The organism is Streptomyces sp. CNP082 (assembly GCF_059570535.1).
In genome coordinates, this window is sequence record NZ_JCANSZ010000105.1 from 1 (window position 1) to 12,160 (window position 12,160).

General features: G+C 72.7%; 10 protein-coding genes and 3 pseudogenes. 8 read left to right on the top strand and 5 right to left on the bottom strand.

The window, feature by feature from the left end; translation table 11 throughout:
• Positions 1 to 1,201: pseudogene (locus B124_RS36110) on the bottom strand (RNA-guided endonuclease InsQ/TnpB family protein); the annotation flags it as partial.
• Between the two features lie 710 nt (positions 1,202 to 1,911).
• Here B124_RS36110 and B124_RS36115 point away from each other — a divergent pair.
• The 4 genes from B124_RS36115 to B124_RS36130 all read left to right on the top strand — a co-directional run bounded on the left by B124_RS36115 (position 1,912) and on the right by B124_RS36130 (position 6,797).
• Positions 1,912 to 3,609 (top strand): molybdopterin molybdotransferase MoeA, encoded by a 1,698-nt coding sequence (locus B124_RS36115; protein WP_496507262.1) that lies wholly within the window; start codon positions 1,912 to 1,914, stop codon positions 3,607 to 3,609.
• Positions 3,606 to 4,844 (top strand): potassium channel family protein, encoded by a 1,239-nt coding sequence (locus B124_RS36120; protein ID WP_496507254.1) that lies wholly within the window; start codon positions 3,606 to 3,608, stop codon positions 4,842 to 4,844. Before B124_RS36115 ends, B124_RS36120 begins: the two co-directional genes overlap by 4 nt.
• 142 nt (positions 4,845 to 4,986) lie before the next feature.
• The gene (locus B124_RS36125; RefSeq protein WP_496507255.1) at positions 4,987 to 5,466 is read left to right on the top strand and encodes a very short patch repair endonuclease; all 480 of its coding nucleotides are present in this window, start codon (positions 4,987 to 4,989) and stop codon (positions 5,464 to 5,466) included.
• A gap of 215 nt (positions 5,467 to 5,681) precedes the next feature.
• On the top strand, positions 5,682 to 6,797 hold the full coding sequence (locus tag B124_RS36130; RefSeq protein WP_496507256.1) for a DNA cytosine methyltransferase: 1,116 nt from the start codon (positions 5,682 to 5,684) through the stop codon (positions 6,795 to 6,797).
• Here B124_RS36130 and B124_RS36135 read toward each other — a convergent pair.
• Entirely contained in the window at positions 6,755 to 7,447 is a 693-nt protein-coding gene (locus B124_RS36135; RefSeq protein WP_496507257.1) for a PDDEXK family nuclease, read from the bottom strand. The genes B124_RS36130 and B124_RS36135 overlap by 43 nt on opposite strands.
• Before the next feature lie 53 nt (positions 7,448 to 7,500).
• On the opposite strand from B124_RS36135, the pseudogene B124_RS36140 reads away from it, so the two are divergent.
• Positions 7,501 to 7,638: pseudogene (locus tag B124_RS36140) on the top strand (Ion channel protein); the annotation flags it as partial.
• An 85-nt stretch (positions 7,639 to 7,723) separates the two neighbouring features.
• Here B124_RS36140 and B124_RS36145 read toward each other — a convergent pair.
• The 3 genes from B124_RS36145 to B124_RS36155 are packed head-to-tail and all read right to left on the bottom strand — an operon-like array spanning position 7,724 to position 8,871.
• Positions 7,724 to 8,149: a GNAT family N-acetyltransferase gene (locus tag B124_RS36145; RefSeq protein WP_496507263.1), complete on the bottom strand. Its 426-nt coding sequence runs from the start codon at positions 8,147 to 8,149 to the stop codon at positions 7,724 to 7,726.
• Positions 8,083 to 8,262: a hypothetical protein gene (locus tag B124_RS36150; RefSeq protein WP_496507258.1), complete on the bottom strand. Its 180-nt coding sequence runs from the start codon at positions 8,260 to 8,262 to the stop codon at positions 8,083 to 8,085. The genes B124_RS36145 and B124_RS36150 overlap by 67 nt, the downstream gene beginning before the upstream one ends.
• A gap of 27 nt (positions 8,263 to 8,289) precedes the next feature.
• Positions 8,290 to 8,871, bottom strand: coding sequence for a MarR family winged helix-turn-helix transcriptional regulator (locus B124_RS36155; RefSeq protein WP_496507259.1), 582 nt, complete (start codon positions 8,869 to 8,871; stop codon positions 8,290 to 8,292).
• A 68-nt stretch (positions 8,872 to 8,939) separates the two neighbouring features.
• On the opposite strand from B124_RS36155, the gene B124_RS36160 reads away from it, so the two are divergent.
• The 3 genes and pseudogenes from B124_RS36160 to B124_RS36170 all read left to right on the top strand — a co-directional run.
• Positions 8,940 to 9,659, top strand: a complete 720-nt coding sequence (locus B124_RS36160) for an SDR family NAD(P)-dependent oxidoreductase (RefSeq protein WP_496507260.1) — start codon at positions 8,940 to 8,942, stop codon at positions 9,657 to 9,659.
• A gap of 121 nt (positions 9,660 to 9,780) precedes the next feature.
• Positions 9,781 to 10,758 (top strand): NAD(P)H-quinone oxidoreductase, encoded by a 978-nt coding sequence (locus B124_RS36165; protein ID WP_496507261.1) that lies wholly within the window; start codon positions 9,781 to 9,783, stop codon positions 10,756 to 10,758.
• Positions 10,759 to 11,589: 831 nt separating this feature from the next.
• Positions 11,590 to 12,160: pseudogene (locus B124_RS36170) on the top strand (hypothetical protein); the annotation flags it as partial.

Below are 12,160 nucleotides of genomic sequence, written 5' to 3' on the forward strand. Positions count from 1 at the left end.
CGGGGGTGCAGGTCTTGCACGGTCAGCGCCAGCCGGGTTGAAGACCAGCCCGGACGAGCATCACGCGGGCGGAGTTCTTGTCCCGGGGCCGGGACACTCCGCACGCGGTGCACGTATACGTTCGTTCCGAGAGAGGCAGCGCGTGCTTGGTTCTCGCTCCGCAGTCCGCGCAATCCATGGTGGTGTGCGCCGGGTGTACCAGGTGCACGACCCGGCCGTGTTTGCGGCCCATCTCCACCAGCGCGGCCTTGGTGGCGCCGACCGCCGCGTCAGCGGCCTTACGGGCCATGGCCGACTTCGCCAGGAACTTCGGGCGGAAGTCCTCGACGGCCAGGGCGTCGTGGTCCCGGACGACCTTCTTGGCCCACTTGCGGCCGGTGTCCTTCCGCTGCCGGGCCACCTTCTGGTGGAGCCTGGCCGTCTGCCGCTTCGCTTCGCGGTAGCCGTGCGAGGCGGCCTGGCCGCGCTTCGGCCTCCTGCGGGCCATCATCCGCTGGTACCTGGCCAGCTTCTGCGCAGCGGTCCTTCCGTGCTGGGGGTGGGGAAGGTCGTGGTCATCGGAGGTGTTGGTGGCCGTCTCCTTCACACCCCAGTCGATGCCGATCACCCGTCCGGTGGCGGGAAGCCGCTCGACCACGGCGGGGACGACGAAGCTCGCCTGCCAGTGCCCCACCGCATCCCGGTAGACCCGCACCGAACTGGGCGGCTCGGGCAGTTCCCGCGACCACACCGGACGCACGACGATCCCGCCGGCCAGATGCAGACAGCTCCCCTTGAGGCGGAACCCGCGCCGGGTGTATTCGAGCGTGGGCAGCGCCTCGCGCTTCTTCCTGTACCTCGGCATCCCCGCCCGCTGCCGCACCGGCACCCCGGCCCTGATGTCCCTGATCGCCTTGGCCCGGGATTTGGCGAAGTCGCGGATCACCTGCTGCTGCGGAACGCACGCCCCCTCCCGCAACCACGGGGTGCGGGCACGGGCCCCGGTCAGCATCGCCGCGAGCTGCACCGGCCCGCACGTCGCCTTCCCGCCCGTCGCCCGGTTGTGCTGGTGCACCTGCCGGGACTTGGCGACGCACTCATTCCACGTCCAGCGCACCCGGCCCCACTCGGCCTCAAGAGCCACACAGGCTGTGGACGACACGCGAAGACGAAACGTGTACCGGGCATGCCCGGCCGCCTCCGCCGCCACCTCTGTCGTCATGCACCAGAACCTACCCGGGAGGACTGACAATTGACCTCGAATGATCTTTGCGGTGTCCCTCACCAGCAGGTTTGGTGGACGCCGCAACGCCCTGACGGCGATTCGGCTCTCCCTGCCCCGCTCTCGCGGGAGCTTCGCTTCCTCCCCCGGCTGAAGCCGGGGGTATCCACGAAGGAAACCCGATGACGTCTGGTCCAGGTGGAGACCGGCGCGCCCCCAGGGCGGGCGCCGGGGCCGGGAACGGGAACAGGAGCGGGAACGACGGCGAAACCGGGGCCGGCGGCGACGAGTTCGCGGACGCGATGGCGCTGGCGAACGACCACCGCGACCTGGCCGCCACCTACGGCGACGCCTTCACCCTCGCCGACCCCCCGCTCGCCGCGCCCGCGGGGTCTCCCCCGCTCTCCGCTTCCCCCGCGCGGTCGGGGACGTCCCGCAAGCCGGCGCGGACCGACGAGCTCGGCGACGCCTTGGCCCTCACGCAGCCGGCCGGAACGGTCGAGGACCGGGAGCCGTCGCCGCCACGTCGCCGGGACCGCCCCACCGGGACGGCGCCGCAGGCGCGTGTGGGCTCGGGGCGGCGCCCCGAGCCGCGCGGTGCGGGGACTCCCGATGGTGCCGGTGGTCGGGCGGTGGCTGCGGGTGGGGGCCGTGGTGCCCAGGCGCGTCGCGGCGGGCCGGGCGCGGGCGGCGAGGGGCCCAACGGGCCGGTGGCCCGCGCGGGTTCCGAGCCCCGTCCCGAGGGCCGTGGCGCGGCGACGCCGGACGACGCCGGCGCGGGTGCGGCCCGTACGGGCGCGGGGCAGGGGTCTGGGGCGGGTCGTGGTGCCCAGGGGCGCGAGGGCGCGTCCGCGGCGCGCGGCGGCGGGGATCCGCTGGACGTCGCGCTGGGGCTCGACGTACGCGCCGCGCGCGAACCCCGCGACCCCCGCGGGCTGACCTGGGACTCCGCCCGGCAGGTCGCCGTGCGGTCCGGGCGGCGGCTGGGCGCCGTCCTCGTGCCGCTGGCCGGGGCGTACGGGCAGGTGCTCGCCGACCCGCTCAAGGCGCTCGTCGACCTGCCCCCCTTCGACACCTCCGCCATGGACGGCTACGCCGTCGCCGGCCCCGGCCCCTGGCGGCTCGACTCCGCCGGCCAGGGCATCCTCGCCGGCCACTCCGCCCACCCCCCGCTGCCCGACGGCCACGCCGTACGCATCGCCACCGGCGCCCGCGTCCCGCCCGGCGCCACCGGCGTCCTCCGCTCCGAGCACGCCGAACTCCGCGACGACGGCACCCTCTACGCCACCCCGGCCCCCCGTACCGCCCCGGCCCACGACGTCCGTACCGGCCACGACATCCGTACCGGCCACGACGTCCGTACCGGCCACGACATCCGTACCGGCCACGACGTCCGTACCGGCCAGGACATCCGCCCGCGCGGCCAGGAGTGCCGCACCGGCGCCGAGTTGCTGCCCGCCGGCGCGCGCGTCACCCCCGCCGTCCTCGGGCTCGCCGCCGCCGCCGGCCACGACGAGCTGCGTGTCGTCCGCCGCCCGCGCGTCGAGACCCTCGTCCTGGGCGCCGAGTTGCTGCACCGCGGCCGGCCCCGCGAGGGCCGCATCCGCGACGCGCTCGGCCCGATGCTGGAGCCGTGGCTGCGCGCGTGCGGTGCCGAACCGTTCGTCACCCGGCGCCTCGGGGACGACGCGGAGCTGCTGTACGAGGCCGTCGCCACGTCCACCGCGGACGTCGTGGTGACCACCGGCGGCACCGCCGCGGGCCCCGTCGACCACGTCCACGGCACCCTGCGCCGCCTCAAGGCGGACCTGCTCGTCGACGGCGTCGCCGCACGCCCCGGCCACCCGATGCTGCTCGCCGTGCTGCCGACCGGCGCCCACGTCGTCGGGCTGCCCGGCAACCCGCTGGCGGCGGTCTCCGGGCTGCTCACGCTCGCCGAGCCGCTGGTGCGCGTGCTCGGCGGGGCGCCGGTGCCGGAGCCGCCGGAGGCGGTGCTCACCGCGGACGCGAAGGGCCACCCGACGGACACCCGGCTGGTGCCGGTGGCCCTGGAGGACGCCGCGGCATCCACCGCCGCAGGGACCGCACCCGTCTCGTACGCCCCACCGCCGACCGCCCAGCGCCCGGCGCGCACGCCCGCGCGCCCGCCCACCCCCGCGCCCGCCCGCGCCACCGTCCCCGCAGCCGGCGCCCCGTACCCCGCCGCGCGCCCCCTGCACTTCACCGGCCCCGCCATGCTCCGCGGCCTCGCCGTCGCCGACGCCCTCGCCGTCGTCCCGCCCGGCGGCGCCCCCGCCGGCACCCCCGTGCGCGTCCTCCGCCTCCCCTGGACCGCAGCGACCGCAGCGACCGCAGCGACCGCAGCCACCGCGGCGACCCCGCCCGCCACCCCGGCAGGCCCGGCGTGAAGTACCCCGACCAACCCGTCGCCCTGCCCCGCCGTCCCCGCGCCCCCCTGCGCCAGGTCGGCGGCCGGATACTGGCCGCGCTCGGCGTGCTCGCCCTCTCCGTGTGCGTCGTCTACCTCGGCCGCGACGGCTACCACGACAACGCCGGCGGCAAGGTCGGCCTGCTGGACTCCGCGTACTACGCCACCGTCTCCCTCTCCACCACCGGCTACGGCGACATCGTCCCCGCCACCCCGGGCACCCGGCTGACCACCGTCCTCGTGGTGACGCCGCTGCGCGTGCTCTTCCTGATCATCCTCGTCGGCACCACCCTTGAGGTGCTCACCGAGCGCACCCGCCAGCAGTGGCGGCTCGATCGCTGGAGGTCTGCGTTGCGCGATCACACCGTCATCGTCGGCTACGGCACGAAGGGCCGCTCCGCGCTGCACACGCTGCGCGCCAAGGGCTTGGACAAGGGCCAGATCGTCGTCATCGACCCGAGCAGCAAGGCCGTCGACGCGGCCAACGCCGACGGTTACGTCGGCGTCCTCGGAGACGCGACGCGCTCCGCCGTGCTGCTGCGCGCCGAGGGGCAGCGGGCGGCGCAGTTCGTCATCGCACCGCAGCGCGACGACACGGCGGTGCTGGTGACGCTGACGGTCCGGCAGTTGAACCCGCGGGCCAAGATCGTGACGGCGGTGCGCGAGGAGGAGAACGCGCCGTTGCTGCGCCAGTCCGGCGCGGACGCGGTGATCACCAGCTCCAGTGCGGCGGGCCGGCTCCTCGGCCTGTCGGTGCTGAGCCCGAGCGCGGGCACGGTGCTGGAGGACCTGATCGTGCAGGGCTCGGGCCTGGACCTCACCGAGCGTCCGGCGACCAAGGCGGAGGCGGGCCTCCACCCGCGGGAGACCGACGACCTGGTGGTGGCGGTCAAGCGCGGGCACCGGCTGATGGCGTACGACGATCCGGATGTCGGCCGGCTGGAGATGACGGACCGCCTGATCACCATCAGCCGGGCCGAGGGCCCGGCGACGACGCCGGAAAGGGAACGCATAGTGACCCGCGTGGGTGGCTGGGACCTGGGCGGACGCCGGGACCGCGACTACCGGGACTACGACGACATCCGCGACGCCAGGGACGCGAGGGACGCCAGAAGCTACGGCGCCCACGGCGAACTGGGCGGCACGGACCCGGAACGCGACCGGCGCCGCAACCGGAACGACGACGGCGGCCCGGAGGAGGGCCGGGAGCAGTAGCACGCACCGGGCCTGCCCTCGCCAGCGGTGCCGGAGCAGCTGCCTGCGCCAGCCGTGGCGGGGCAGGTCACGGCCCGGCGGGCGGCGTCGGCTAACCTGCACGCCTGCCCACCCGTACCGCCTCCCGACTGCGATCCGACTGATGCCTGAGACACCCGACCCCGGTAAGCGCCCCGAACGCTGGAAGCCGCCGGACGGGTCCTGGGCCTCGTCCGCCATGCGGCGCAGGAACATGCAGGCCATTCGCAGCCGGGACACGCAGCCCGAGCTGGCCATCCGCCGCATGGTTCACGCTCTCGGCCTGCGGTACCGGGTCGCCGCTCGCCCGCTGCCCGCGTTGCGGCGGACCGCGGACATGGTCTTCCGCCCAGCCAAGGTCGCTGTCTTCATCGACGGCTGCTACTGGCACGGTTGCCCGGAGCACTACACGGCGCCTCGTACGAACGAGGGCTACTGGTCGGAAAAGGTGCTCAAGAACGTGGCCAGGGACCGTGACACCGACACGCAACTGGAGGAGGCGGGGTGGCTTGTGCTCCGCTTCTGGGAACACGAACCACCGCCGGAGTGCGTCGACAAGATCGCCGCTGCCGTACGCTCTCGACGCGCCGGCCCCTCGATGTGACACCCCCCACAACGTGCGGCCGGTGCCACAAGAAGAGATTTGCACCAACCCAGCTGACAACAGGCACAGTGAACTCGTAAGCTTCACGCATGCCTGGTCCCGCGACGCGCCAAGACAAGCTCTTCGACGATTCAACGAGCGCTCCCCCCGCGGGAGATGACGCGGTCGTGCCCAGCCGTATCCCCTCCTCGTCCCCTTTCCACCAGCCCCGTGACTTGACGGAGGCCGAGAGGGAACGTTTCAGGCAGATCGCACGGGAATCCCGCCGCGCCCGGCAGTCCGCACTTTCCGGCGAAGGCCCCGACCCGCTCCACGAAGTAAATGTTCCCCCATTCGATCCGCTGGAGCTCATGCCCGTGCGGGAGGCCGGCGGGCTGCGCTCACTCTCCTTGTTCAGCGGCGGCGGCGGCCTCGACCTGGGGTTCGAGCGCGCAGGCTTCACACATGTGGCCTCGTACGAACTCATGGAAGAGGCTGGCCGGACGCTGCGGCAGGCCCGGCCTGACTGGGAGGTCCACAGCGGCGAATCCGGGGACGTCCGCGGTGTCGACTTCAGAAGATGGCGTGGTTCCGTGGACGTCCTCCACGGCGGACCTCCTTGCCAGCCCTTCTCCAATGCCGGGCGTCAGAATGGCCACCTCGACGAGCGCGACATGTGGCCGGAGTTCGTGCAGGCCGTGCGCCAGATCAAACCGATGGCGTTCGTGGCCGAGAACGTGCCCGCCCTGGGGAGCGCGAAGTTCTCGGATTACGTTTCCGAGAACATCGTCGGCCCTCTCTCGAAGGATTATCACGTCGAAGTGGTGACGTTGCAGGCCAGCGATTTCGGGGTCCCGCAGGTGCGGCGTCGCATCTTCTTCGTCGGGTTCCGCAACAAGCGCAATGCGAAGCGCTGGAAGGCACCCCAGCCGACACACTACTGGGGAGAGGCCACCATCGATGAGGGAGGTCAGCGCTGCATGGGGCTGCGCGAGGCGCTCGGGCTGCCCGACATCGGCGTTGACGATCTCTCACCTACGATCCGGAGCAGCCTGACCGGGCCGCGGCACACGACGTCGATCCTCAACAGCGTTGCGGCACAGAGGAAGTTCGCATCTCTGGAGATCTGGCCGAACGGAGTTGCCGCCAGCCGCGAGGCCGCCAGGGCGTTCGTCGCAAAGAACGGCCACTTCCGGCTTTCGGTACCAGACGTGGCGTTGATCCAGGGGTTCCCGGAGGACTGGCTCTTCGTGGGGGCAACGTACATGGCTCTCGGGCAGATCGGAAACGCCGTCCCGCCTCCGCTGGCCTACGCGGTCGCCTCGTCCGTTGCGGCGGCGGTCTCCAAGTAGTTCCTGACGTACGTCCGAAGGCTGATCGCGGGCTCGTCCTTGTCCAGGAGGGGGAGTTTTTCCACGAAGGTGCGCGGGATGTGGGGATTGTTCAGCGTTGACCCGCGCGCCATGAGGTAGGAGCAGCGAAGTTGCAGCATTTCCGTCATGCGCTGCAGCGAATACCCGTCTGACAGGTCCCTGGCCTGCTGATATTCTTCAGCACTCCACTGGTTCTTCATGATCCATTTGGCGTCGTCCTTCGTGTAAGGCTCTGCTCTGCCGTCGAAGATGCGCGCAACGGTGCCGGAAGTGACCTTCATAGAGATCTCCTGGCCGAGGATAAGGTCCGGCAGCACATAGAGCCGCTTCCCCTCGATCCATGGCGACATGTCAGAGGGGGACGCGTAATGGCATCGCTGAATCTTGGTGCCACCCTTGTTGTAAATGGCGATGATCCAATGCAGATCCTGCCACTTCTCGATGTGTGAAGGTCCGAAGTCGCGGACGGTCGATACCGACCCACTGGTGGTGGATTTGAGCTCGAAGTTCACAATCCGGTCATCGACGCGAAGGTATGCGTCGATACCGTCCCGCTTCCGATCGTCGGCGATCTGCAAGTTGAAGCGGTCGCGCATCTGCTGTTCACGGGTGTCATCCTGCACTGCCATGACCGGGATGATGCCACGCGCGGTCACGCAGTGCCGACTGTATGCACCATCTTCCAAGAACGGGGACGGTGTTGGGGAACGTGATCGTGCAGGGCTCGGGGCTGGATCTGATCGAGCGCCCGGCGACGAAGACGGAGGCGGGCCTCCAGCAGCGGGAGACCGATGACTTGGCGGTGGCGGTCAAGCGCGGAGCCGTCATAGCGGATCACCCGTACCCGCCGGGTGAAGAGGGCGGCGAGAGGGAGTACGGCGTTGGTCTGCCTGTGTCCGGGCTGCTCAGTTCGGCAGTCTTGCCGCGTAGATCCAGTCGAGGCCGTCGTCTCCGGTTTCGTCGAGGTGCTCCGCTCGGGTCAGGCCGGCGCGCACTGCCACGCGTTGCGAAGCGACGTTGCCCGGCCGGACGCGGGCGATCAGTGGGAGGCCGGGAACGTGACGGGCTGCCCAGGCGGTGACCGTCGCCGCGGCCTCGCTCGCGAAGCCGTGGCCCCAGGCTGAGGTGGCGAAGCGGTAGAAGAGGTTGAGGACTTTCATGCCGTGCAGTTCCATGGGCTTGATTCCGCAGAATCCCAGTTGCGGGGTGGAGTCGCGGCGTCGGACGACCCAGTACCCGTATCCGCACCGCTGCCACTGGTCGTTCAGCGGCGATACAGTTCCTCGGCCTCGTCGAGCCGGGTGAGCGCGTCGGAGGGGTTGTGGAGACAGGTCTCGGGGTCACGGTGAATCGCGAAGATCGCGCCGATGTCGGCCTCTGTCGGACGCCGCAACGACAGCCGGGCGGTCTGAAGTTGTTCGGCTGCCGGGCCCACGTCGCTCATGGGTAGATCGTAGAAGTGCATACTCGGTCATTCATCGCCGACATCGGAAAGGCGGTCGTCGCCGAGCCGGCCCTGAACATGCTGGAGCAGTATCCGGAGCAGTTCGGTGAGGTGGTCCTGCTGTTCGGGCGTCAGACCGTCGATCAGCTCGGCCTCCCGGCCCAGAACGTGGTCGACGGTGGCCTCGACCAGGTCGTGTCCGGCCTGGGTCAGTGAGACCAGGACCGTGCGGGGCCGCCCTTGCCCGGGGCGGCGCGTGACGAGGCCGTCGCTTTCCGCGCGGGCCACGCGCTGCGAGATGGCGCCCGCGGTGACCAGTGAGCGCCGGCTGAGTTCGCGTGTGCTCAGCGTGTACGGATCGCCGCTCCGCCGCAGCACACTCAGCAGGTCGAGGGTCGCGGCGTCGACCCTGGCCTGCGCGAGGACCCGCCGCCGGTCGTCGCCCAGCAGCTTCGCCAGCCGCCAGATGGGCGTGACGATCCCGATCGACGTCACGGGTGTGCCGGGCCGCTCGCGCTCCCAGGCGGCGGCGATGTCCTGTACGGGGTACGTGGAGGCGTCGTCCATCGGGTAGCCCGTGCTCTTCGGCGTGGTGGGCTCGTGTGCCATGCCGACTCTCCCGGGTGGTATGTTTAGCTCTAAATTTAGACCTGAATCTGGTTCTGGGGAGTCATCGTATGCCACGCACGATCCTGGTCACCGGCGGCGGTACGGGCATCGGCCGCGCCATCGCCCGCCACTTCTCCGACCAGAACGAGACCGTCATCGTCACCGGCCGCCGCCCCGCCACCCTCGACGCGCTCGCGGCCGAAACCGGCGTCCGCCCCCTGGTCTGCGACCACACCGACCCCGAGGCCCTCCTTCGCCTGGTGGCCGAACTCCCTGAGCGCGTCGACGTGCTGGTGAACAACGCGGGCGGCAACGTCGCCTTCGACGCCGACGGCAGGACCGATCTCGCCGCCTACGCCCGCGACTTCCGCGCCAATCTCGACGCGAACCTCGTCAGCGCCGCCCTCACGACCCGTGCCCTGGACGACCGCCTCGCCCCGGGCGGTGCGGTCGTCCACATCGGGTCCATCGCGGCCGACCAGGGGGCCGGCTCCTACGGTGCCTCCAAGGCCGGCCTCGCCACCTGGAACCTGAGCCTCGCCGACACCCTCGGGCCTCGCGACATCACCGCCAACGTGGTCGCCCCCGGCTACATCACCGACACCGAGTTCTTCCGCGACCGGCTCTCCGACGACCGCCGCACCGCCCTGATCGCCGCCACCTCCACCGGCCGTCCCGGAACCCCGGCGGACATCGCGGGCGCGGTCGCCTTCCTCGCCTCGCCGGCCGCCCGCCACATCACGGGGCAGGTACTCAACGTCAACGGCGGCGCGAGGAAAACCCGGTAGCCGCACCGCCGGTGGCGGCGCGCGGCACAGGGCGGGAGCCGGTGGTCTCCGCGCTGACCCGGTGGCCGCACCGCCGGGGACGGAGACCGCTTGGGCGGTGCGGAGTAGTAGCGTCCACCGCATGCATGCGATCACCATCTCAGAGCCCGGCGGCCCCGATTCGCTCGTCTGGGCCGAGGTCCCCGACCCTGTGCCGGCGGAAGGCGAAGTGCTGATCGAGGTGGCTGCCGCCGGCGTGAACCGCGCGGACGTGCTGCAGCGCCAGGGGTTCTACGAACCGCCCGCCGGCGCGTCCCCGTATCCCGGTCTTGAGTGCGCGGGGCGGATCGCCGCGGTGGGGGCGGGGGTGGCCGGGTGGAAGGCCGGTGACGAGGTGTGCGCGCTGCTCGCCGGCGGCGGGTACGCGGAGCGGGTCGCGGTGGCGGCCGGGCAACTGCTGCCCGTACCGCGCGGGCACGACGCCGTGACCGCCGCCGCCCTGCCCGAAGTGGCCTGCACGGTCTGGTCGAACGTGTTCATGATCGCTCACCTGCGCCCCGGCGAGACGCTGCTCGTGCACGGCGGCGGCAGCGGCATCGGCACGATGGCGGTGCAGTCGGCCAAGGCGGTCGGCGCCCGGGTGGCGGTGACCGCGGGCAGCGCGGAGAAGCTGGAGTACTGCCGCGAGCTGGGCGCGGACGTGCTCATCAACTACCGCGAACAGGACTTCGTCAAGGAGGTACGGGCCGCCACGGGGGGCGCCGGCGCCGACGTGATCCTGGACATCGTCGGGGCCGCCTATCTGGCGCAGAACGTGAAGGCGCTGGCGGTCAACGGCCGGATCGCGGTGATCGGGCTGCAGGGCGGCGCGAAGGGGGAGCTGAACCTCGGCGCGCTGCTGGCCAAGCGCGGGGCGATCACCGCGACGTCGCTGCGCGGCCGGCCGCCGGGCGAGAAGGCGGCGATCGTGGCGGCGGTACGGGAGCACGTGTGGCCGCTGGTGGAGGCGGACCGGGTACGGCCGATCGTGGACCGGACGCTGCCGATGCGGAAGGCGGCGGAGGCGCACCGGGTGATGGAGTCGAGTGCGCACGTGGGGAAGCTCCTGCTGACGACGTGACGGACGGTACGTACCCGGCGGCGGTACGCCGTACGGGTACCCGCACGGCGTAGCCCCGAATGTCAGCTTTGGTGACTTATGTGACTCTGGTCACGTCAGCATTGCCGGCACGGAAGGGGCCCCGCCGTGGCTGCTCCCGCACGTCGCCTGCCCCTCGCGGCCGGGGTGGTGGCGGTGGTGCTGTGGCAGGGGGTTGCCGACGGGAGTACGGCGGTGGGTGTCGGTGCGTACGGGAAGCAGCAGGGTGCGGTGTCGCGCGTGTCGTCGTACGGGGCGAGCCGCGCGGCGTCGCCCGGAACCCGGCACGGCACGGCGCCGGAACGCTCTCGCGCGGCGGGGCGTCCAGCGGCCGTGGGTGGCGGGGGGCGGGGCGTGGCGGGCGAGGGTCTGGGCGCGACGGCCGCCCGCCGCGGTGCGGCGGACCAGCGTTCCGACGCCGCGGACGACCGTTCCCGTGCCGCGGGCGACCGTTCCCGTGCGACGGACGAGCGTCCCCGTGCCGCGATCGACCGTCCCCGTACGACGGACGACCGTCCCCGCGCCGCGGGCGACCGTTCCCGTGCCGCGGGCGACCGTTCCCGTGCGACGGACGAGCGTCCCCGTGCCGCGATCGACCGTCCCCGTACGACGGACGACCGTCCCCGCGCCGCGGGCGACCGTTCCCGTGCCGCGGGCGACCGTTCCCGTGCGACGGACGAGCGTCCCCGTGCCGCGATCGACCGTCCCCGTACGACGGACGACCGTCCCCGCGCCGCGGACGACGGCCCCCGGGCCACAGAGGATCGGGCCCGCGCCGGCGGCGGGGCCGGCGCCCCAGACGACCGTCCCCGCGTGAGCCACGACCGCCCCCGCCGCGCGGCAGCCGCCCAGCCCCGTCCCGCAGCCGGCCACCACGACGCCGCGGTCCCCGACCCCGCCCCGCGCGACCGCCCCGCCGCCCCCGCCCCCGGCATCGCCGTCCTCCGCGACCGTACCCCCGACGACGCCCGTGACCGCACCCGCACTCGCGACCCCGGTCCCGACCGTCCCCGCCGCCCCGGCCGTCTCGCTGGCAACGGTGCCGGTGAAGGCCGCCGCCACCCCGGTCCCCCCGGCGACGTCACCGCGCCACCCCGGCCCGACCGCCCCGACCGCCCCCGCCGCCCCGCGCCCCCAGCCCGGCCACCGCTCCCCGGCGCCCCCGGCGCCGACCGGTCCGCGCCCGCCGCTCCGCACCGCCCCGGCCCCCCGGCACCGCCCGCCACCCCGCGCCCGGGCCGCCCCGCCGAACCACGCCCCCCGCACTCCGACCGGTCCCCCGCCACCACCGCGCCCCACGGCAAGCGCGGCGACGCCGGCGCCCATACCGGCGCAGAGCGCGACCGCCCCCGCGGCCACCGCCCCGACCGCCCCGACCGCCCCC